23 protein-coding genes and 1 pseudogene are annotated in these 19,360 nt (G+C 70.0%); 13 read left to right on the forward strand and 11 right to left on the reverse strand.

Features of this window, described 5'->3' with window-relative positions; translation table 11 throughout:
• Positions 1 to 27: 27 nt before the first annotated feature.
• Genes AB0F10_RS34290 through AB0F10_RS34300 form a run of 3 tightly spaced genes read right to left on the reverse strand, consistent with a single transcriptional unit; the run spans position 28 to position 2,770 of the window.
• Positions 28 to 1,551 (reverse strand): FtsX-like permease family protein, encoded by a 1,524-nt coding sequence (locus AB0F10_RS34290; RefSeq protein ID WP_360634797.1) that lies wholly within the window; start codon positions 1,549 to 1,551, stop codon positions 28 to 30.
• Entirely contained in the window at positions 1,548 to 2,237 is a 690-nt protein-coding gene (locus AB0F10_RS34295) for an ABC transporter ATP-binding protein (RefSeq protein ID WP_360634800.1), read from the reverse strand. Before AB0F10_RS34295 ends, AB0F10_RS34290 begins: the two co-directional genes overlap by 4 nt.
• The gene (locus tag AB0F10_RS34300; protein WP_360634803.1) at positions 2,234 to 2,770 is read right to left on the reverse strand and encodes a PadR family transcriptional regulator; all 537 of its coding nucleotides are present in this window, start codon (positions 2,768 to 2,770) and stop codon (positions 2,234 to 2,236) included. The genes AB0F10_RS34295 and AB0F10_RS34300 overlap by 4 nt, the downstream gene beginning before the upstream one ends.
• A 186-nt stretch (positions 2,771 to 2,956) precedes the next feature.
• Here AB0F10_RS34300 and AB0F10_RS34305 point away from each other — a divergent pair, with 186 nt between their 5' ends.
• The 3 genes from AB0F10_RS34305 to AB0F10_RS34315 all read left to right on the forward strand — a co-directional run bounded on the left by AB0F10_RS34305 (position 2,957) and on the right by AB0F10_RS34315 (position 4,174).
• Positions 2,957 to 3,310: an STAS domain-containing protein gene (locus AB0F10_RS34305; RefSeq protein WP_360634806.1), complete on the forward strand. Its 354-nt coding sequence runs from the start codon at positions 2,957 to 2,959 to the stop codon at positions 3,308 to 3,310.
• Between the two features lie 112 nt (positions 3,311 to 3,422).
• A complete protein-coding gene (gene mscL, locus AB0F10_RS34310; RefSeq protein WP_360634861.1) occupies positions 3,423 to 3,881 on the forward strand; it encodes a large conductance mechanosensitive channel protein MscL in 459 nt (152 codons plus the stop codon).
• A gap of 59 nt (positions 3,882 to 3,940) precedes the next feature.
• The gene (locus AB0F10_RS34315) at positions 3,941 to 4,174 is read left to right on the forward strand and encodes a hypothetical protein (protein WP_360634809.1); all 234 of its coding nucleotides are present in this window, start codon (positions 3,941 to 3,943) and stop codon (positions 4,172 to 4,174) included.
• A 30-nt stretch (positions 4,175 to 4,204) separates the two neighbouring features.
• Here AB0F10_RS34315 and AB0F10_RS34320 read toward each other — a convergent pair whose 3' ends face one another.
• Positions 4,205 to 4,981, reverse strand: a complete 777-nt coding sequence (locus AB0F10_RS34320; protein WP_360634812.1) for a zf-HC2 domain-containing protein — start codon at positions 4,979 to 4,981, stop codon at positions 4,205 to 4,207.
• 42 nt (positions 4,982 to 5,023) lie between these two features.
• Positions 5,024 to 5,662: a CGNR zinc finger domain-containing protein gene (locus AB0F10_RS34325; RefSeq protein WP_360634815.1), complete on the reverse strand. Its 639-nt coding sequence runs from the start codon at positions 5,660 to 5,662 to the stop codon at positions 5,024 to 5,026.
• A gap of 231 nt (positions 5,663 to 5,893) precedes the next feature.
• On the opposite strand from AB0F10_RS34325, the gene AB0F10_RS34330 reads away from it, so the two are divergent.
• Positions 5,894 to 7,198 carry an RICIN domain-containing protein gene (locus AB0F10_RS34330; protein ID WP_360634818.1) on the forward strand — a complete coding sequence of 435 codons (1,305 nt, stop codon included), beginning with the start codon at positions 5,894 to 5,896 and terminating at the stop codon, positions 7,196 to 7,198.
• Between the two features lie 124 nt (positions 7,199 to 7,322).
• Positions 7,323 to 8,105: a peptidoglycan-binding protein gene (locus AB0F10_RS34335; RefSeq protein ID WP_360634822.1), complete on the forward strand. Its 783-nt coding sequence runs from the start codon at positions 7,323 to 7,325 to the stop codon at positions 8,103 to 8,105.
• Here AB0F10_RS34335 and sthA read toward each other — a convergent pair whose 3' ends face one another.
• The 3 genes and pseudogenes from sthA to rho form a co-directional block, all read right to left on the reverse strand.
• On the reverse strand, positions 8,106 to 9,509 hold the full coding sequence (sthA, locus tag AB0F10_RS34340) for a Si-specific NAD(P)(+) transhydrogenase (RefSeq protein ID WP_360634825.1): 1,404 nt from the start codon (positions 9,507 to 9,509) through the stop codon (positions 8,106 to 8,108).
• 33 nt (positions 9,510 to 9,542) lie between these two features.
• Positions 9,543 to 10,106 (reverse strand): hypothetical protein, encoded by a 564-nt coding sequence (locus tag AB0F10_RS34345; protein WP_360634828.1) that lies wholly within the window; start codon positions 10,104 to 10,106, stop codon positions 9,543 to 9,545.
• A 184-nt stretch (positions 10,107 to 10,290) separates the two neighbouring features.
• A pseudogene (gene rho / locus AB0F10_RS34350) lies at positions 10,291 to 11,499 on the reverse strand (transcription termination factor Rho); the annotation flags it as partial.
• 439 nt (positions 11,500 to 11,938) lie between these two features.
• On the opposite strand from rho, the gene AB0F10_RS34355 reads away from it, so the two are divergent.
• Entirely contained in the window at positions 11,939 to 12,442 is a 504-nt protein-coding gene (locus AB0F10_RS34355; protein ID WP_360634831.1) for a DUF4279 domain-containing protein, read from the forward strand.
• A gap of 46 nt (positions 12,443 to 12,488) precedes the next feature.
• Here the strand turns inward: AB0F10_RS34355 and AB0F10_RS34360 are convergent, their stop codons facing one another.
• On the reverse strand, positions 12,489 to 13,007 hold the full coding sequence (locus AB0F10_RS34360; RefSeq protein ID WP_360634834.1) for a GNAT family protein: 519 nt from the start codon (positions 13,005 to 13,007) through the stop codon (positions 12,489 to 12,491).
• A 129-nt stretch (positions 13,008 to 13,136) separates the two neighbouring features.
• Here AB0F10_RS34360 and AB0F10_RS34365 point away from each other — a divergent pair, with 129 nt between their 5' ends.
• From AB0F10_RS34365 to AB0F10_RS34375, 3 genes are read left to right on the forward strand one after another with little or no spacing between them, the layout of a single operon-like run.
• Positions 13,137 to 13,985 carry an SMP-30/gluconolactonase/LRE family protein gene (locus AB0F10_RS34365; RefSeq protein ID WP_360634837.1) on the forward strand — a complete coding sequence of 283 codons (849 nt, stop codon included), beginning with the start codon at positions 13,137 to 13,139 and terminating at the stop codon, positions 13,983 to 13,985.
• Positions 13,986 to 14,045: 60 nt separating this feature from the next.
• Complete coding sequence (locus tag AB0F10_RS34370; protein WP_360634840.1) at positions 14,046 to 14,480, forward strand: GNAT family N-acetyltransferase; 435 nt, start codon at positions 14,046 to 14,048, stop codon at positions 14,478 to 14,480.
• An 11-nt stretch (positions 14,481 to 14,491) separates the two neighbouring features.
• The gene (locus tag AB0F10_RS34375) at positions 14,492 to 14,863 is read left to right on the forward strand and encodes a cyclic-phosphate processing receiver domain-containing protein (RefSeq protein ID WP_360634864.1); all 372 of its coding nucleotides are present in this window, start codon (positions 14,492 to 14,494) and stop codon (positions 14,861 to 14,863) included.
• 21 nt (positions 14,864 to 14,884) lie between these two features.
• Here the strand turns inward: AB0F10_RS34375 and AB0F10_RS34380 are convergent, their stop codons facing one another.
• The gene (locus AB0F10_RS34380; protein ID WP_360634843.1) at positions 14,885 to 15,157 is read right to left on the reverse strand and encodes a hypothetical protein; all 273 of its coding nucleotides are present in this window, start codon (positions 15,155 to 15,157) and stop codon (positions 14,885 to 14,887) included.
• 182 nt (positions 15,158 to 15,339) lie between these two features.
• On the opposite strand from AB0F10_RS34380, the gene AB0F10_RS34385 reads away from it, so the two are divergent.
• From AB0F10_RS34385 to AB0F10_RS34400, 4 genes are all read left to right on the forward strand, one after another.
• Positions 15,340 to 15,600 (forward strand): hypothetical protein, encoded by a 261-nt coding sequence (locus AB0F10_RS34385; protein ID WP_360634846.1) that lies wholly within the window; start codon positions 15,340 to 15,342, stop codon positions 15,598 to 15,600.
• Between the two features lie 264 nt (positions 15,601 to 15,864).
• Positions 15,865 to 16,599 carry a helix-turn-helix domain-containing protein gene (locus tag AB0F10_RS34390; RefSeq protein WP_360634849.1) on the forward strand — a complete coding sequence of 245 codons (735 nt, stop codon included), beginning with the start codon at positions 15,865 to 15,867 and terminating at the stop codon, positions 16,597 to 16,599.
• 48 nt (positions 16,600 to 16,647) lie between these two features.
• Positions 16,648 to 17,076, forward strand: coding sequence for a MarR family transcriptional regulator (locus tag AB0F10_RS34395; RefSeq protein ID WP_360634852.1), 429 nt, complete (start codon positions 16,648 to 16,650; stop codon positions 17,074 to 17,076).
• Positions 17,073 to 17,567 carry a hypothetical protein gene (locus AB0F10_RS34400; RefSeq protein ID WP_360634855.1) on the forward strand — a complete coding sequence of 165 codons (495 nt, stop codon included), beginning with the start codon at positions 17,073 to 17,075 and terminating at the stop codon, positions 17,565 to 17,567. Before AB0F10_RS34395 ends, AB0F10_RS34400 begins: the two co-directional genes overlap by 4 nt.
• Positions 17,568 to 18,606: 1,039 nt before the next feature.
• Here the strand turns inward: AB0F10_RS34400 and AB0F10_RS34405 are convergent.
• Positions 18,607 to 19,360, reverse strand: a 754-nt coding sequence (locus AB0F10_RS34405; RefSeq protein ID WP_360634858.1) for a transposase, incomplete at its 5' end; no start/stop codon positions are given.

The raw sequence follows: 19,360 nt of genomic DNA on the forward strand, positions 1-19,360 counted from the left end.
GGCCGGAGACCGGCCGGGCCACGCGTCCTAGGCGATCCGCAGTTCGTCGAGGTCGGTGCTCCGGCGCAGGAAGACCAGGCCCATCCCGACGACCAGCATCATGAGCAGGAAGGCGCCGCCGCCGAGCACGAGAAGATCTCCGATGGGTACGGGAACGTGCAGCGTCACCCCGTCGGAGTTGTGCCAGTACGGCGAGTTCAGGTCGGAGCACTGCGCCTCGGTGCCCTGGCAGGTCCCGCCCGCGCCCGCGGTGACCTCCGTGCCCATGCCCCGCAGCAGGCTCAGCCCGACGGTGAGCGCCACGAGAATGGCCGGTACCACCGGCGCCAGCGTCTGCCAGGCGAGCGACTCGCCCAGCACCCCGCGCGGTACGCCCGTCGCCACCAGCCCCGCGTAGGCCCGGCGCCGCGACACGATGCCCTCGGCGAGCGCCACCATGATCCCCGCCGCCGCGACGACCAGCCCGGCGACGACGGCGAGCCTGACGAGGTCCACGGAGTTCAGATAGAAGTCGTCGTCCGCGGCGTAGCCGGCGCTCTCGGGCACCAGCCGGTTCGCCGCGGCACTGGCGGCGAACCCGGTCGCCATGTACGCGCGGTAGCCGAGCACCCCGGCGCCGACGACCAGCGCGGCCAGCAGGGCCGACAGCGTGCGGCTGCCGTTCCACGGATCGGCCATGAGCTGGCGCCCCGCCAGCAGGATCGCCGGCCGGCGGCCGAAGCGGTGCAGCAGGCGCCCGGAGGTGTAGCTGATCCAGCCGGTGCCGACGATCACGCCGACGACGGCGAGCAGCACCACGGCGAAGCCGGTCACGACCGTCAGGTCGGCGTCGAGCCGGGCGCTCGTGTGTGACAGGAAGTTGCCGAGCGGCCGGATGACGAACGGCGCGAACACCCCGACGATGATCAGCACGCCGGGCCAGAGGCGCGGCGGCTTCGACCGGGTGCGGCGGACCACCCCGAGCGGGGTGATGATGACCCGGCGCAGCAGGAACGCGCCGATCAGCCCGGCGAGCACCGGCACCAGCAGCAGCACCAGGCCGAAGGCGAGCGCGGACGGCAGCACGTCGGTGGGCAGCCACAGCTGCCCGTCGGCGTTGCGCCGGTCCAGCAACGGCCGCAGCAGCAGGTAGGCGCCGGTGCCGACGATCGAGCCGAGCAGCGCCGCGGCCGCCGTCTCCGCGGCCGCCACCGCGACGGCCTGCCCGGGGGTCGCCCCGGCCAGGCGCATGGCGGCGAGCCGGCGGTCGCGGGCGGGGCTGCCGAACCGGATGCTCTGCCCGGCCAGGAACAGCACCGGCACGGCCAGCAGCAGCAGGGTGGCCACCACGCCGGGCCGCAGGCCGGGCTCGTGGAGCAGCGGGCTGGCGTACTGCTGGTTGAAGGCGTCGGAGCCCTGGTCGGCGGCGCCCAGTTCGGGCACCGCGGCCACCGCCGCGGCGCAGAGCAGCACCAGGGCGGCCAGCGCGGAGCTGACCGCGGTGAAGGTCATCCGGAGCGTGTCGGTGCGCCCGCCCGTGACCGCCAGGCGGGCCAGCGTCGACGGCCTCACGAGCGGACCGCCAGGCCCAGGCCGGTCGGGTCGAGGACGCCGTCGCGCAGGGCGACCTCGCGGTCCGCGTACGCGGCGATCCGCTGCTCGTGGGTGACCAGCACGACCGAGGTGCCCTGCTCCCGGGCGACGTGCACGATCTCGGTGAGCACCTGCTCGCCGGTGAGCACGTCCAGGGCGCCGGTCGGCTCGTCGGCGAAGAGCACCTTGGGATCGGTGACCAGTGCCCGGGCCACCGCGCAGCGCTGCTGCTCGCCGCCGGACATCCGGCCGGGCAACTGGTCGGCGAGTTCGCCGACGCCGAAGCGGCCGAGCCACATCGTCGCGGACTTCCGCGCCTCCCGCCGCCCCGAGCCGGCGAGAAGCAGCGGAAGGGCGACGTTCTCGGCGGCGGTCAGTTCGGGCACGAGCTGGCCGAACTGGAAGAGCACCCCGAAGTCCGTACGCCGGAGCCGGGAGCGGGCCGCCTCGGACCAGAGCCCGATGTCCTGGTCGCGGTAGCTCACCGCACCGGAGTCGACCTTGAGGATCCCGGCCAGACAGTGCAGGAGCGTCGACTTGCCGCAGCCGCTGGGACCCGTCACGGCGACGATCTCACCCTCGCCGATCTCGATGTCGATGCCCCGCAGCGCGAGCGTCGGCCCGTAGGAGCGATGCAGCCCGGTTCCCGTCAGCAGTGCGTTCATGCGTTCACCTCTCGGTGCAGGTCGGCGACGCGCAGCAGCGTGGTCTGCAACCAGCTCAGGTCCGCGTCGAGGTGTGCGATGGCGTAGTCGGCGGCGACGACGTCCCCCGCGGACGAGTCGCGGGACGTCTTGACCGCGGTCAGCTCGCGCAGCCGGGAGGTGTGGGCGGCGCGCTGGGCGACGAGGTAGTCGGTCGCGGTGGCGGCCCCGGCGGCGAGCAGGCTGACGATGACCTTGGCGAACAGGTCGCTGTTCACATACGGCGCGGGCGGCTCGACGGCGGTGAGCCACTCGGTGAGCTTGTCGCGGCCGGCGTCGGTGAGCGCGTACGAGGTGCGCTCGGGGCCGCCCTCCTGCTCCTGGCCGGACTGCTCGACGAGCCCGTCCCGCTCGAGACGCCCGAGGGTGGCGTAGACCTGCCCGTAGGCGAGCGGCTTTGCCTGGGGCAGACGCTCGTCATGCACCCGCTTGAGTTCGTAGCCATGCCGGGGGCCGGCGGAGAGCAGCCCCAGCAGTACATGCGACGTCGACATGACTCCACTATTCACTTAGTGAATAGCCGAGTCAAGCTCTGATCGACCCCGGTCTCTCCGGTACGGTCACCCGGGCGCTTCAGCACTTGCCATAGGCCAACTAAAATCTCCGCGCACAACCACGCTCCCGTTCTGCACACTCCGCTCGCCGTGGAGTAGCGTTCGGGACATAACTGGAGGTCCTGAATGTCCCTGACGGTACAAACGGAACAGCGCGGCGACATGGTCGTCGTGTCGGTGGCCGGTGAGCTCGACATGGCCACCGCGCCGCAGCTTCAGGACCAGATCAGCGACCTGCTGGAAAAGGGACGCACGCGGCTGGTCTTCGACCTCTCCGAGGTGTCTTTCTGCGACTCCACCGGGCTGTCGGTCTTCGTGCGGGCGAAAAACAGCACCGACGACGCCGGCGGCGTCGTGCGCCTCGCCGCACCGCAGCGCGGGGTGCTGCGCATCCTCGAGGTCAGCGGGCTGGTCGAGGTGCTGCACACCTACCCGTCGGTGGACGAGGCCGTGACGGCCGAGGCGCCAGCGCTCGACTGAGCGCCACCTGCCAATTTTCGCATGTGATCCGATCGGCGTAGTTTGTCGCTGACCGGCGGCGGGAAACCCCCGTCGGCAACCCTCGGCTCACGCGCAGGAGTGACTCTTGTCCATGGTCAAAGGCTTCAAAGACTTCATCATGCGGGGCAACGTCGTCGACCTCGCGGTCGGCATCGTCATCGGCGCCGCCTTCACCGCCGTCGTCGCCTCGTTCACCAACGCCTTCCTGAAGCCGCTCATCCAGCTGATGGGCGGCAACAGCAGCTCCACCGCCGGCGCCTGGACGGTCGGCGAGGTGCGCTTCGAATGGGCCTCCTTCGTCAACGCGGTCATCACCTTCCTGCTGACCGCCGCGGTCCTCTACTTCCTCGTGGTCTACCCGCTGAACCGCCTCGCCGAGCGCCGCAGGCGCGGCGAGGAGCCGCCGCCCGCGACCCCCAGCGAGGAGATCCGGCTGCTCACCGAGATCCGCGACGCGCTGGTACAGCAGCGGGTCTCGCCCGACGCGGCGGCCGACGCCCTCGGCCGGCACCAGCAGCAGTACCCCCAGCAGTACCCGCCGCAGCGCTGACTTCGAAAAGATCAACCCCACCCGGCACTGTTCGAACAGATGTTCGATACAGTGCCGGGATGGAGCAGCGTAAGCACTGGTGGAACGGCAGATGGGGAAACGTCGCACGCAAGGACGTCTACCTGCGGACCAGCGGCAACCAGTGGTATGTCGAGCAGCGGGCCGGCGGCGCGGACGGCGTCTCGCACTTCTTCGAATACGACAGCGAGGACGCCGCGCTCGACATGGTCCGCGCGCTGCTGGTCGGCCCGGACGAGTGGCGCGAGCTTTCGGTGCGCCCGCCCACCCGCTGAGGCCACCGCGGCCGCCCGGCGGCGCGCCGGTCAGGCGGCCCTGCGCCCGCCGCCCGGCGGGACCGCCGCGGAGGCGGTGAGCGGGCCGCGCGGCACGAGACGGAGCCCGGGCAGCGCCGGCTCGCCGGCGCCGTCCTCCTCGACGAAGTGCCAGCCGTTGCCGCCACCCGCCCGCTCGCCGGGCGGGCGGGCCGACTCGCCGGTGGCCCGCGACAGCGCCACGACGATCAGGTAGCCGAGGATCACGAAGCCGTGGCTGACCAGCCGCTCGGCGTCGACCCGGGCCGCCGACAGGTCGTTGACCGAGAGCAGCAGCAACATCCCCACGAACGCGGTCAGCATCGGGACCAGGCCGGTGGGCCGGCTGCGGCGCAGGGCGATGAAGAGGAAGCCGGCGCCGACGGCCACGTTCCAGGCCGCCGACTCGTGCCACAGGTGGCCCGGGGTCGCGTCCAGGCCGGAGTGCACGTGCAGGCTGCTCGCGCCGCCGCCGACCTGCGCCAGCCCGAGGATCAGCTGCACGGCGCCGACCGCGGCCAGCGCGACGTAGAGCCGCCCCACGCCGAGCACGCGGCGACGCCCGCCCTCGCCGGCGGCCGGCAGGGCCGCGATGATGGCGGCGCTGAGGTCGGGCACGTCCGCGACCAGGCCCGTACGGGTCAGCCGGTTGACCGTGGCCGCCCGGTCCAGCCAGTCCCGGCAACCCGCACAACCGGTCAGATGCTCGTCGACCCGGGCCCGATCGGCCGGATCGTCCTCGCCGTCCAGTTGTGCAGACAGCATCTCGCGCCACCGCTCACACGCCATACCCACATAGTCGCCCGCCGGGCGGCGTTGGTTCCCGCCGGGTCAGAGCAGATCGGGGCGCTGCACGCTGGGGCCGCCAAGCTGGCCGCCGGAACCGCCCATCAGGCGCTTTCGCTCCCGGAACGCCCGCAGGTTCGCCGTGTTGCCGCAGGTGCTGACGTCGTGCCAGACCCCGCTGTTGTTGCGGGAGGTGTCGAAGAACGCCGCACGGCAGTCGACGTTGTGGCAGAGCTTGAGCCGGGGCCAGAGGCCGGCCTGCTGGGCGAGCAGGGCCTCCGCCCACAACGCGGAGGCCAGCCAGCGGGTGCCGCGGCCGCTGGGCACCATCCGGACCCAGCCGTCGGCGTCGGGCACCAGGCTGACCGGCACGTCGGCCGGGGGCAGCGCGCCGTCGGGCTCAAGATTGCGGCCGCCGGCGAGGATGACGCCCTCGAACGTCGTGCGCAGCCGGCGCAGCGAGCGCATGTCGCTCGACGACAGCAGGATCACGGGCGCGGGCAGGCCAGCGACCCGGGACCAGGTGCCGAGCGCGTCGGTCAGCCACCGCTGCGCGTCGTCCGGGGTTCCCAGCAGGTCCGGGGCGTACGACATGGACGCCCGCGTGTTCAGCAGATCCTGCAGGAGGGCGAGGCCGGCGGGCGCCTCGCGTACGCCGTGCCGGGCACTTGCCTTCCATGACATAGGCGAAGGGTACTTGATTCTGTTTCACACCCGCATCCACCGGTCGCCTGAGGGGCGCGGCGAGTTGCCATCCACGCAGCGTCTCGGCACGCTGACCCAGTGTTGATCAAGGAGCTCATCGGCACTTAAATTAACTATTAGCCTTGTTAACCTTGTGGCTCAAGGCATCGATAACCGAGGATGTGAGCAAGCGGCGCCGCCCCCACCGCCCCCCATCCCCAAGGACATTCCGTGGCTCGAAAACTGCTCAGACGCGCCCTCGTGGCCGCGCTCGGAATCCTCACCGCCGGCACCGCCGCCGTCGCCGTCGCCACCGACGCCGTCGCGGCCACCCCGTTCAAGGTCCTGGCGTTCTACAACGGCACCTGGGACGCCGCGCACATCGACTTCGACGCCGAGGCCCGCGACTGGTTCCCCCGGGCCGGCGCGCAGTACGGCTTCACCTGGGAGGCGACCACCGACTGGAGCCGCCTCAACGCCGGCAGCCTGGCCCAGTACAAGGTCATCATGTTCCTGGACGACGCGCCGCCCGCGGATCGGCGGACCGCGTTCCAGCAGTACATGCAGAACGGCGGCGCCTGGATGGGCTTCCACGTCAGCGCGTTCACCACCGACGCGAACTCCTGGAGCTGGTACCACAACACGTTCCTGGGCTCCGGCAACTTCGCCACCAACACGTGGGGCCCGACCGCCGAGACGCTGAAGATCGAGGACCGCAACCACCCGTCGATGGCGGGCCTGCCCGCGACGATCCCCTCCGCGGTCAGCGAGTGGTACTCGTGGAGCCGGGACCTGCGGCAGAACCCGGACATCGACATCCTGGCCTCGATCGACACGTCCAGCTTCCCGGTCGGCACCGACCCGAACCAGCAGTGGCGCAGCGGCTACTACCCGCTGATCTGGACCAACAGGAACTACAAGATGCTGTATACGAACTTCGGCCACAACGGGATGAACTACGAGACCAACACCCGGACCTCGTCGACCTTCGCGAGCGCCCAGCAGAACCAGTGGCTGATCAACGGCCTGCTCTGGCTCGGCGGCGCGACCGGCACCCCGCCCACCACCACACCCCCGACGACGCCGCCGGCGACCGGGCCGATCGACCCGGCCGCCTGGTATTCGGTCACCGGCGCCAACAGCGGCAAGTGCGTCGACGCCCGCGCCGCCGGCACGGTCAACGGCACGGCGATCCAGCAGTACACCTGCAACGCCAGCAACGCGCAGCAGTACCAGTTCGCCGCGACGAGCGGTAACTACGTGCGGATCAACAACCGGGGCAACAGCGCGCAGGCGCTGGACGTGACCAACGTGTCGGCCGCCGACAACGCGCCGATTCAGACCTGGTCGTACTCGGATGGCAACAACCAGCAGTGGCAGCCGGTCGCCGAGGCCGGCGGCACCTATCACTTCGTGAACCGCAACAGCGGCAAGTGCCTGGACGTGCCCGGCGCCTCGACCGCCGACGGCGTGCAACTCGTGCAGTACAGCTGCAACGGCACCGCGGCGCAGAGCTTCCGGCTCACCGCGCGGTAGCACCGTAGGCCCGGAGGCCCCCGCCCACCCCAGCGGCAGGGCGGCCTCCGGCTCCGCGCTTGACGGACCATGGCCATACTGAGAAGTTCTCGCGTGTGACCATGGTGTGGTCGAGGGAGGCCTGGTGCGGAGAGCTCTGACGTTCGCGACGGTGGTGATCACCGCTGCCACGCTGGTCGCCGGCTGTGACAGCGGCGGTTCCGATCGGGCCGCGGCGCCCGCGCCCGTACCCTCGACGGCACCCACCTCGGCCCCCACGACGGCGCCGCCGTCCGCCGAGCCGGCACCGACGGCCTCGGCAAAGCCGAAGCCGCAGAAGCTCAAGAACGGCGCCAAGGGCGCCGAGGTGCTGGCGCTGCAGAGGCGGCTGACCGAGCTCGGCTACTGGAACGGCGAGCCGGACGGCAAGTTCGGCGGCCAGACCCAGCAGGCGGTCTTCGCGCTGCAGAAGGCGGCCGGCCTGGGCCGGGACGGCGTCGTCGGCCGCAAGACCCAGAAGGCCCTGGACAACGGCGTACGCCCCAAGGCGAAGAGCACCAGCGGTCGCGTCGTCGAGATCAACCTGAAGCGCCAGCTGCTGATGCTTGTCGACGACGGCGAGGTCAGCCAGGTCTTCAACACCTCGACGGGCTCGATGGAGCACTACGAGCAGAACGGCGGCACGTTCCTGGCCGACACCCCGAGCGGCAGGTTCCGGGTGTCGCGGCAGATCGACGGCTGGCGGCACGCACCGCTCGGCCTGCTCTGGCGGCCGAAGTACTTCAACGGCGGCATCGCCGTCCACGGCGCGTCCAGCGTGCCGCCGTACGCCGCGTCGCACGGCTGCGCACGGGTGTCGATCTCGGCCATGAACTGGCTCTGGAAGAACGACGAGCTGCCGCTCAAGACCCGGGTCTGGGTGTACTGATCACCCGTCGATCCGGGTGATGTTGCGGATCTTGTTGCTCGCGTCCAGCGCCGCGACCTTGTAGGCCTCCGACAGGGTCGGGTAGTTGAACACCGCGTCGACCAGGTAATCGACCGTGCCGCCGCAGCCCATCACCGCCTGCCCGATGTGCACGATGTCGGTCGCCGCGGTGCCGAAGACGTGCACGCCGAGCAGCCGGCCGTCATCGGGCGAGACCAGCAGCTTGAGCATCCCGTACGAGTCGCCGACGATCTGCCCGCGCGCGAGCTCGCGATAGCGGGCGATGCCGACCTCGAACGGGGTCGCGCTGTCGGTGAGCTCGTCCTCGGTCTTGCCGACGAAGCTGATCTCCGGAATCGTGTAGATGCCGATCGGCTGCAACTCGTGCATCTCGCGGATCGGCTCGCCGCACGCGTGCTGCGCCGCGAGCCGGCCCTGCTCCATCGAGGTCGAGGCGAGCGCCGGGAAGCCGATCACGTCGCCGACGGCGTAGATGTTGTCGACCGCGGTGCGGTAGTTGGTGTCGACCTCGATCCGGCCACGCCGGTCCGCGCTGAGCCCGGCGGCCTCGAGGGCCAGGTCGTCGGTCTGCCCCTGCCGGCCGGCCGAATACATGACGGTGTCGGCGACGATCTTCTTGCCGCTCTTGAGGATGCACAGCGCGGCGGTCTGGTGCCGCTCGACGGCGGCGACCTCCTCGCCGAAGCGGAACGTCACCGACAGGTCGCGCAGGTGGTATTTCAGCGATTCGACGATCTCGTCGTCGCAGAACTCGAGCATCTTGTCGCGCCGCTCGACGACGGTGACCTTGGTGCCCAGCGCGGCGAACATGGACGCGTACTCCATGCCGATCACCCCGGCGCCGACCACCACCATGCTGCGCGGCACGGCCTGCAGGTTGATGACGCCGTCGGAGTCGACGATGGTCCGGTCGTCGAAGTCGACGCTGTCCGGCCGGGCCGGCCGGGTGCCGGCGGCAATGATGATCTTGTCGGCGGTGACCTTGGTGTCGCGCCCCTCGCCGCCGTCGATCCAGAGCGCGTGCGCGTCGGCGAACCGGCCGGTGCCGGTCAGCATCGCGACGTGGTTGCGGGCGAGCTGGTTGCGGATGACATCGGTCTGGCGGGTGATCACGTGCTGGGTCCGTGCGGCCAGGTCGCTGACCGTGATCTCCTCCTTGACCCGGTAGCTGCTGCCGTAGAGGTCGCGCTGGCTCAGGCCGGTCAGGTAGAGCACGGCCTCACGCAGGGTCTTGGACGGGACGGTGCCGGTGTTGATGCACACCCCGCCGATCATGTCGCGGCGGTCGATGATCCCCACTCGCTTGCCCAGCTTGGCGGCGGCGATCGCGGCCTTCTGTCCACTGGGCCCGGAGCCCAGCACCAACAGGTCGTATTCGTACACAATGCTCAGCCTCGCAGGATCTCACTGCGCGCGCTATTGCGCGTTTTCGCACATGACCTTGATCGGCACATCGACCTCCGGGATGTGCCCGGGCGGCCAGGGCGAGCCGTAGAGCTCGGCACACATCACCACGGTCATCCACGGCACCCACGGACCGCGAAGCATGATCGGCTGGGCGCCCTGGAAGTACAGGTTCACGGACCAGTCGAGCGGGTTGGGCTGCACCAGGATGAGCGAGCGGAAGTCGAGCGACGTCCCGCCGAGCATCAGCCGCTGGCTGGTGACGACCGCGGCCTGCCGCCGGTCGCCGCGCCAGCCGTCCTGCTTCTCGGTGCCGCACTCGGTGCTGTATTCGGTGAAGAAGAGGCCACCGCTGGCGAAGATGCTGCTGGAGTAGTCCACCTTGGTGGAGAAGTAGTCGGACACGTCCACGAGGAAGGAGCCGTACTGCTTCTCTCCGGAGCCCAGCTCGGTCGTCGGCGCCACGGCCGCCGGGTGGCCGCCCCGCTGCACGAGCCGAACCAGCATGGACATGGAACGCCAGCCCGCGTCGGTCTGCTCGGCGTTGTACACCCGGGTGGACACCTTGGATTTCACAAGGAACACCCTGGCATGACGAAATAGCCAATGACCAGTCACTTCGCCCGGCCGTGAGCTGAAATGTCCGTAGCGTGGAGGTTAGTTGGCCGAACGTCCGGTGTGTTCCCCCGAGGAACGGGACCGCAGACGGGGGACATCCGGCGTGTCAGGGTTGATCATTCGGCCGGCCGGTGCATCCGCACTACGCGCGGGCGGCCCGGCGCAGGAACTCGGCGTTGGAGCCGGTCGTCCGCAGGTGGTCGAGGAGCTGCTGCAGGCTCTGCTTGCGGTCCTGACCGCTCAGCGCCCGGCGGAGCTGGTGCATGAGGGCGAGCTCCGCGGGCGCGACGAGCGTCTCGTCGTGCCGGGTGCCGGAGCTGGTGACGTCGATCGCCGGGAACAGCCGGGCCTCGGCCAGCGTCCGGTCGAGCTTGAGCTCGGCGTTGCCGGTGCTCTTGAACTCCTCGAAGATGACGGTGTCCATCGCGGATCCGGTGTCGACCAGCGCGGTCGCGAGGATGGTCAGCGAGCCGCCGTTCTCGATGTTGCGCGCCGCGCCGAGGAACCGCTTCGGCGGGTAGAGCGCGGTCGAGTCGATGCCGCCGGACATGGTGCGCCCACGGGCGGGCGCCGCCAGGTTGTAGGACCGGCCGAGCCGGGTGATCGAATCCAGCAGCACGACCACGTCCCGGCCCGCCTCCACCAGGCGCTTGGCGCGCTCGATCGCGAGCTCGGCCAGCGCGGTGTGGTCGGTCGGCGGCCGGTCGAACGTGGCCGCGATGACCTCGCCCTTGACCGAGCGCTGCATGTCGGTGACCTCTTCGGGCCGCTCGTCCACGAGCACGACCATCAGGTGCGCCTCGGGGTTGTTCTGCGTGATCGCGTTGGCCATCGCCTGCAGCACCATCGTCTTGCCGGCCTTCGGCTGCGAGACGATGAGCGCGCGCTGGCCCTTGCCGATCGGCATGACCAGGTCGATGACCCGCGTGGTGAGGATGCCCGGCTCGGTCTCGAGCCGCAGCCGCTCCTGCGGGTACAGGGCGGTCAGCTTGTAGAAGTCGGGGCGGCGGACGGCCTGTTTCGGGTCCTCGCCGTTGATGGACGACACCTCGAGCGTGGCCGGCCGGCGGCCGCTCGGCACCTGCGCGATGCCGGTGATGTGGTCGCCGCGGCGCAGGCCGTGCGCCCGAAGCTGGCTCGACGCCACCGCGATGTCGTCCGGGCCCGGCAGATAGCCGTCGGCACGCAGCCAGGCCTTGTCGTCGACGATGTCGAGCAGGGCGTCGACCGCGACCTCGGCACCCGGCGCACCGGGACCGCTGTCGGCCGGCCGGTTGCGCGGCCCGGTGCCGGACGGCCGGCGACGAACCTGGGCGCTACGGCGTCCGCCGGAGCGAACGTCGGTGTCAGTCATGGGGGTACTCCTCAATTTCGGGGTGCGCGGATACGCGCGAGCGAGGCTGCGGAAGATCGGCTGCAGCCGTGCGACTCAAGAAAAAGAAAACGCCGGGGCCGGTCTCTGATACTCGGCCGATGGGTTCCCAGGGGCGGCTGTGCCGCCTACGTCCAGGTCCCGACTGCGCTAAAGGTAGCGCGCCCTGGCGAGGGCCACAACCGGGAGGCCGTCGAATACCCGCTTTCGCGTCAGGTTGACCGGGCGCCGCTCCGCCCTCCCCACCTCGGGATTCACGGCCGGGACAGGCCCGGCCACGATTGCTGCAACCCGCGGCGGCGACCTTTTGTTCCGGCCGGACCGAGAGCACCGGTCGTCCCGTTCCTCCCCTGATGCGCTCCCCGTCCGGCAAGGTCCTTCCTGTACGCCGTCGGCGCCGGGGATTACCCTCGCGGCAATGATTGACACCGATGCGGTCGTGGCGCGCTGCACCCAGCGCGCGTACCTGTACCTGGAGCGCGACGTCGTCACGGGCGACCCGCCGTACACCGCGGACGAGTTGGCGCTGATGGCCTTCGAGCCGGACGAGGTGACCCGGCTGGCGGGCCTCCAGCCGACCGCCACCTGGCGGCGCGGCGACCCGCATCCCCGCTTCCGGACGCCCCGGCGGTTCAGCGGCTGGCACTACGAGTTGCCGGCCCGCGAGACATACGTCACCGAGCACGTCGTCTCGGAGTTGCTCGACGCCGTCGAGCCGTACGCCGAGGGCCTCACCGCGGCCCGCGACCACCTGGGCCTGCGCGCGGGCGTCATGATCGTCATCGAGATGCAGGGCGACCGCGACGAGGACGGCGACGTCTCGGTCTCCACCGCGGCGATCACCTACAGCGCCGCCACCATTCGCCGGGTCGCCGCCCTCGACCTGAGCCTGCACCACGACCAGTACGTCCTGGTCGACTGATCCCTCCGGCCGGCACCGTGCCCCGGGATCCGCTGCGCGGTCACCGTCATTCGCCGGGTTGCTCGCCCCGCAGCAGGCCGAAAACGACGATGTCGCGCCATCCGCCGTCCCGGAACTCGGCACCGCGCAGGACGCCCTCCTGCCGGAACCCGATCCTGCGAAGCGCCCGCTGTTCCGCTTCGTTCTCCGGCTGGGTTCCGGCCTCGAGGCGGTGGACCGTGGTGTGCGTGAACAGGTAACGACACAGGAGTTGCTGCGCCCGGGTGCCGACGCCCTTACCCCGCCACTCGGGCAGCAGCGCGATACCGATGCTGCGGTAGCGGCCCGCACCCTGACCGGCCGGATTCCAGCCGACGAAGCCGGCGACCTCATCCTCGACGGCCACGATCAGCCTGCCGTCCTCGGCGCCGAGGAACCCGTCGGTCTCGAAGCGCCGGCGCTGCCTGCCCGCGTCGCGGAAGCCGTACCAGTTCGGGCCGATCAGGCCCACCTCCGTGTCGAAACGACGAAGCAGGTCCAGGTCCGGCTCCCGTACCGAGCGAAGCTCGACAGCATCGATGTCCATGCCGGCGACGCTAACCGACGAGCGGGATGCCCGAGGGCCGCCGGCGGGGGTTTGTCGATCTGACCGGCGGCCGTTCGTGTAAGGGTTGAAACCCGGCATCGGGCGGGGCGGCGGAGAGGATGTTGACGGATGGCAATGGACGAGGTGCGCACGCTGCTTGCCGGCCGGGGCCTGGTCGAGTCGCCGCGCTGGCACGGCGATCGGCTGTACTTCTCCGACTGGTCCGCCGGCGAGGTCGTCTCCGTCGGCCTCGACGGCAGCACCGAGGTGGTCGCGCGCGTGGCGTCGCTGCCGCTGTGCACCGCGTGGCTCCCGGACGACCGGCTGGTGATCGTGTCGTCGGCGGACGGCCGGTTGCTGCGTCGCGAGCCCGACGGCACCCTGGCCACCCACGCCGACCTCGGCCGGCCGGGCTGGAACGACGCCGTGGCCGACGGCCGCGGCAACGTGTATGTCAACGGCGCCGGCTTCAACCCCTTGGCCGGCGAGGCGTTCGCGCCCGGTTCCGTCGTCCTGGCCGCGGCGGACGGTTCGGTACGCCAGGTGGCCGACGACCTCGCGTTCCCCAATGGAATGACGGTGACGGCCGACAACTCCACGCTGATCGTCGCGGACTCCTACCGCAACAGTCTGGTGGCCTTCGACATCGCCGCGGACGGCGGCCTGTCCCGCCGCCGGGTCTGGGCCGACCTGGGCGACGGTGTGCCGGACGGCATCTGCACGGACGCGCAGAACGCGATCTGGTACGCCGACGTCCCCAACAAGCGGTGCGTACGCGTGGTCGAGGGCGGCACCGTGCTGCGGCGCATCGACCTCGACCGGGGCGGCTTCGCCTGCGCGCTGGGCGGCCCCGACGGGCAGACGCTGTTCATCACGGCCGCCGATTGGCGCGGCATGACCGAGTCCGAAATGGTGACACCGGGCAGCGGCCGGGTGCTCACGACCCGGGTCGACGTGCCGGGAGCGGGCTGGCCGTGAGGTGACCCGGCGCCACGGCCCCACAATTGGATACTGCCCTGATCGATTCCTCCGGCGAGAATGGGAGGGGTGAGCGACTACCGGCTAAGCGAAGACCCGGCCGACCTCGACCTGGACCGCGTCGTGCGCTGGATCAGCACCGATGCCTACTGGGCCAAGGGCCGCGCGCGTGACATGATCGAGCGCTCGTTCGCCAACTCGTTCCCGGTGGGCCTCTACGCCCCCGGCCTGCGGCAGGTCGCGGTGGCGCGAATCGTGTCCGACCGCGCGACGTTCGCCTGGCTCTGCGATGTGTACGTCGACCCCGACCACCGTGGCCGCGGCCTCGGCAGCACGCTCGCCAACTGGAGCATCGAGTGGGCCGAGCGCCACGGCATCAAGCGCATCGTGCTGGCGACCCTCGACGCCCACGGGGTGTACGCGAGGTCCGGGTTCAAGCCGTTCGAACACCCCGAGCGATGGATGGAAATCGACACGCGACCCCCGTTCGGCTAGGGGTGATGACGATGCCTGTCCGCGTCGTTCTCGTCGACGACCTGCGCTCATTCGTCGACGGCCGGAACGCCGAGGTGGCGCGGACCAGTGCGGCCGGGATTCTGATGCTGAATCGCTATCGGGAGCAGCGGCTCGATGAGCTCTGGCTCGACCATGATCTCGGCGAGGATGACACGATCTGGCCGGTCATCGAGGTCCTGGAGCGGGCCGCGTTCGAGGAACGCCCGTTCGACATTGGCGTCATCCACATTCATTCCGCCAATCCGGCCGGCGCCGGGAAGATGGCGCAGACCCTCCGGCGCTGGGGTTACCACACACGAATCGCGTCCGGATCGGCCGAGGTCGGCTACCTGTCAGGTTCGGTGATTCCGCCTCCCGCATGATGTCACCGGCTCAGCCGCCTTTCACCGCCGGCGGTCGCCGCCGCGTGCGGGTGCCGAACGGAACACCGTGGCGGCGGGACGCCGCACCGCTTCCTGATCGGCGACCGGCGCCTCGGCCTCGGTTTCGGCTTCGGCGGTTTCCGGTTCGTGAATGCGCTGGTGCATCCCGTCGGCCTTTTCCCGCAACTGCTGCAGGGTGACGGTGTTGCGCTCACCGGTCAGTTCGACCTCGATGCGGCAGAACCGGTCACACGGGTATTCGACGACGAACGTCGCCTGCGGGCCGGCGCTCATCGCGCGTTCCCCTCGCCGCCACGTTCGAGAAGAGTTGGCATATCGCGATCGTAATAGCGGACGGGATCACGCGTACGCAACCAGCGACAACCACTCCGCCGTTGCCGTTCCATCCTCGGCCGTGGCCGAACGACGTGCGATCTACGATCAGTGGCGCCGGTCCCCTTCCGGACCGCCTCGAGGTGTTACGACTGGCCGAACGGGGCGAGCGCCACACCGACGTCGAAACGGACGCCGTCGCGGTGCGCTATGCCCACCTGGTGCCGGAACGGCCGCCTTTTCTGCGGACCACGGCCGTTCAATTCTGCCTGAGCTGCGCGTTGCTGATCCTTGCGCTGCTGACGGATGACGCCCCGCTCCGCCAGCTGCTGCTCACGATCTACCACTGGGATCTGAGGCGCGACGCCGGAAGGATTCTCGCCGTGCCTCGCGACGCTCACTGAGCGGCCGTTGCCCGCCGCGTCCAGCGTGGACGCCGGGTCAGTGACTACGGTCGATACATTGTTTCTTGCATCGAAAACGCTACGTTGCGTTCAAGAAAATGCGCAATGCCGTTGTTGCACAACACCAATATATGGGCAGTTGGAGGCTCGGATATCGTTGCTACAGCCTACCTTTAACGCAACGACCGCGGCGGACTTCGTTGCATTGAGCGAGACGTGAACGCTATGCTTGGACCGTCGGGCAAAGCGCGGAGGGAGATCACGGTGCCGGGAGGCAGACTCACCCAGCAGGAACGCCAGCAGATCGTGCTGGGACTGGCCGACGGCCTCGCCTACGCCGAGATCGCCAGGGGTCTCGACCGCCCCACCTCGACCGTCACCCGCGAGGTGATGCGCAACGGCGGCCCCGCCGCCTACCGCGCCGACCTGGCACACCGCGCCACCGAGCGCCGCGCCCGCCGGCGCAAACCAGCCGCCCCCCGGGGCACGCAGCCGCCCGCGCAGGCGGACGGACGCGACGCCGAAGCCGTCCGCGAGTACGAAGAGGTGTTCACCACCCTGATGATGCAGCAGGGTCTGCCCAAGATGATGTCCCGGGTCCTGACCTGCCTGTTCACCACCGACGCGGGCAGCCTCACCGCGGCCGAACTCGTCCAGCGCGTCCAGGTCAGCCCCGCGTCCATCTCCAAGGCGATCACGTTCCTCGAGGCGCAGGGCCTCATCCGCCGCGAGCGCGACGAACGCCGCCGGGAACGCTACCTCGTCGACGACGACGTCTGGTATCAGTCGATGATCGCCGCCGCCCGATCCAACGCCGAACTCGCGCGCACCGCCCGGCAGGGCGTCAACATCCTCGGGCCCGGCACCCCCGCCGCCGCCCGCCTGGAAAACATCGCCCGCTTCCTCGACTTCGTCGCGGAGAGCATCACCCGCGCCGCCGACCAGGCCCGCGAAATCCTCGCCACGAAGCCCGGGACGCCGGGCCAGGACCGCGGATAGCCCGAACCCACTTGGCAGAGATACTTCGAGATCGTATATTGCGATATCGTGAAGTCTTCGAAACCCGAGTGGTCGGCCCTGCTCGCCTTGCAGCGGGCCACCCACGCCACCCTGCAGATCCTCTCCGCCGAGCTTGTCGATCTCGACCTGACCGCCTCCGAGATCAACGCCCTGGCCAACCTCGCCGACGGCCACGGCCGCACCGTCTCCGAACTCGGCGCGGCCGTCGGCGCCCGCCCCACGACACTCACCAGCGTGCTGGACCGCCTCGAACGACGCGGACACATCGCCCGCGGCAACCGCCCGGGCGATCGCCGGGTGGTCGTCATCACCCTGACACCCACCGGAGCCCTGACCGCCGCCACCATCCGCCAGGCATTCGACCGCCTGGAGGAACGCGCGCTGGGCAACCTGCCGGCCGGCGAGATCGCCGCCCTGCGGCACGCCCTGCAGGCCCTGACTGAGCCGCCGTCATGACCACCACCGCCTTCGAAGAGCTGATGACCCGGGTAATGGCGACCGCCGAACGGTTCGGCCACCGGGAACACCTCCACCTGACGTGGCTGGCCGTGAACACGTTCGGAGTGCCCGCGGCCGTCGACCTGATCAGCGACGGGATTCAGCGCACCGCCCGCTATGCGGGCGCACCCCAGAAATACCACGCGACCGTCAGCCGGGCCTGGGTCGAACTCGTCGGGCACCACGCGGCCGAAACCCGCGACGAGGACTTCGGCGCGTTCGCGGAGCACCACCCCGCGCTTTCCGACAAGCGTCTTCTCATGCGCTTCTACCGCGCGGCGACGCTGGCCGGCCCGCAGGCGAGGACCGGCTGGGTTCCGCCCGACCTGGCCCCGTTCCCCTGGCCGGACGCCCCCGACGGCTCACCCGATGAGCGCCGCGATCCGCGACATCGGGACCGGCTTCATGGTTCCTTCGACACGGACGCCGACGACCCCGCTCCGCGATGACCGGGCCGCTCGGCTCTCCCGCGGCCAAATTATCGGGTACCCGCCGGTTGCCCAGGCCCTCGGCGGTGCGGCGGCGGGCGTGTCGTCGCCCCGCGCTGGTTCAACGCCAGGCCGGCGACGGCCGCGAGGAGCACCGCCACGGCCGCCGTGGCCGGGATCAAAAAGCGTCTTCTCACGGCAATCTCTGCCTTTCGGTGCGTGACGGACCGCCAGCGACGAGATTGACTGATCGGGCCCGATCGCCCCTTCGGGCACGAAGTCGATGTCATGTACATCGATCGCGTAGACGTGATCCATCAAACTGGGCATCGACTGCCGTCTTCCGAACGCGGCTTTAGTCATCGGCGAGCGCCATCATCCTGCGGCGCTCACCGCGTTAACGGTGCGACAAATGGCAATCCACAAGGGTCATCGGTGCATCGATCGGCCGCGTGGCTGGACCCGGCAGGAGGGCAGTCCGGCGCCGGCCGGATGCCGGTCGGCGCGGCGCGCACTGGGGTCCTTCGAGCCGCCCAGCACAGGGCCGCCGCAGGTCACAGAAGTGGGCCGCCGGGGATTCGAACCCCGAACCTAAGGATTAAAAGTTTGCAGCTTAGGATCGACCCGCCTAACTGTACTCTGCGTTTGTATCACACCGACCTGCGGAAATGCAACAGCGGACCTGCCAAACGACTATCCGCTATGGATCTGGGGCGCTCCGTGGGTGCTCATCTGTCAGGCATAACCCCAGTCCAGCGAACTGTCGATGCGTCCGCACCGGCCCCAGAGAGTCCGACATCGGGCTTTCGTCGATCAAAGCTCTGCGGCCCGCGCGGAGATACGGCTGCTCGACCGACGCGGCTGCGCCGACCCGGTGACCGGGAAACGCTTGGGTTGGCGGTGCATGCGCCTACGGCTCGTACCACTCGCTTAGATCATCCGGCGAGCCCCTGCATACGAAGCCACAGACGGCGTGCTACCCGATGCACGAAGCCGCACGCGCCCGGATCGCGGCAAATCCGCGCGTTGCCGATGCTAGTACGGCAGCCGCCATTCGTGATCATGGTTGGAGTTCGAGGTTGAGGCGGCGGGCGTAGTGGGCTCGTCGGGCTCGTGCTTGGTGTCGGCGTCGCCAGTTTGACCAGCGCAAACGGTAGGTGATGCTGCGGGTCGGCCGGATGAGTAGGACGTTGATCAGACGGCGGATCTCGTTGACGGTCAGCTCGATCATGTCGGGCTGAGCGTGGCGGTCTGCCGATCGGGCATCGGCGGCGCAGATCGCGAGAACAGCGAGGGCGGCCAGAGCCAGGGTGGTGAACCGGTGCCAGGAGGTCCAGCGGCGGACTTGGTGCTGGTCGAGACCGACCTGACCCTTTCCGGCCTGGAACGATTCCTCCACGATCCAACGAACTCCGGCCACTCGGACGAGCTGGGCGAGGGTGGCCGGCCGGGGTGTCCAGCAGCGGTAGAAGGCCAGTTCACCGGTGGTGTTGTTGCGGCGGATCAGCAGGCTGTGCCGGCCGTCGTCGTCGGGGTCGCCGTCAGCGCCGACGTCGGCCAGCCAGGCCCAGTCGTAGAACCGTGGCCCTTTCGAGCCGTCGCCGGCGCTGCGCCGGGTCCACGCGGTGGCGGGCAGGTTCTCTGCCAGGTGGTCGGCGCGGCAGCGGGTCTTACCGCCGTCGATCGGCACGAGATGATCACAGGAGACGGCCAGGACGTAGCCGAGGCGTAGTTCCCGCAGCCGGGCCCGCAGGCGGGTGTTGTTGCCGTAGGCCTCGTCCGCGGCGACCCATCGGGCCGGGACCAGGGCTTGG

Source organism: Actinoplanes sp. NPDC026623 (assembly GCF_040638275.1).
Classification (GTDB): domain Bacteria; phylum Actinomycetota; class Actinomycetes; order Mycobacteriales; family Micromonosporaceae; genus Actinoplanes.

What these genes read in the sequence shown, in the direction of transcription:
- AB0F10_RS34305 (WP_360634806.1), top strand. Translation starts at nt 2,957, where the DNA reads ATGTCCCTGACGGTACAAACGGAACAGCGCGGCGACATGGTCGTCGTG.
- AB0F10_RS34300 (WP_360634803.1), bottom strand. Translation starts at nt 2,770, where the DNA reads ATGTCGACGTCGCATGTACTGCTGGGGCTGCTCTCCGCCGGCCCCCGG.
- AB0F10_RS34360 (WP_360634834.1), bottom strand. Translation starts at nt 13,007, where the DNA reads ATGGACATCGATGCTGTCGAGCTTCGCTCGGTACGGGAGCCGGACCTG.
- AB0F10_RS34355 (WP_360634831.1), top strand. Translation starts at nt 11,939, where the DNA reads ATGATTGACACCGATGCGGTCGTGGCGCGCTGCACCCAGCGCGCGTAC.
- AB0F10_RS34325 (WP_360634815.1), bottom strand. Translation starts at nt 5,662, where the DNA reads ATGTCATGGAAGGCAAGTGCCCGGCACGGCGTACGCGAGGCGCCCGCC.
- AB0F10_RS34370 (WP_360634840.1), top strand. Translation starts at nt 14,046, where the DNA reads ATGGGAGGGGTGAGCGACTACCGGCTAAGCGAAGACCCGGCCGACCTC.
- AB0F10_RS34400 (WP_360634855.1), top strand. Translation starts at nt 17,073, where the DNA reads ATGACCACCACCGCCTTCGAAGAGCTGATGACCCGGGTAATGGCGACC.
- AB0F10_RS34320 (WP_360634812.1), bottom strand. Translation starts at nt 4,981, where the DNA reads ATGGCGTGTGAGCGGTGGCGCGAGATGCTGTCTGCACAACTGGACGGC.
- mscL (WP_360634861.1), top strand. Translation starts at nt 3,423, where the DNA reads ATGGTCAAAGGCTTCAAAGACTTCATCATGCGGGGCAACGTCGTCGAC.
- AB0F10_RS34315 (WP_360634809.1), top strand. Translation starts at nt 3,941, where the DNA reads ATGGAGCAGCGTAAGCACTGGTGGAACGGCAGATGGGGAAACGTCGCA.
- AB0F10_RS34380 (WP_360634843.1), bottom strand. Translation starts at nt 15,157, where the DNA reads ATGAGCGCCGGCCCGCAGGCGACGTTCGTCGTCGAATACCCGTGTGAC.
- AB0F10_RS34375 (WP_360634864.1), top strand. Translation starts at nt 14,492, where the DNA reads ATGCCTGTCCGCGTCGTTCTCGTCGACGACCTGCGCTCATTCGTCGAC.
- AB0F10_RS34295 (WP_360634800.1), bottom strand. Translation starts at nt 2,237, where the DNA reads ATGAACGCACTGCTGACGGGAACCGGGCTGCATCGCTCCTACGGGCCG.
- AB0F10_RS34365 (WP_360634837.1), top strand. Translation starts at nt 13,137, where the DNA reads ATGGCAATGGACGAGGTGCGCACGCTGCTTGCCGGCCGGGGCCTGGTC.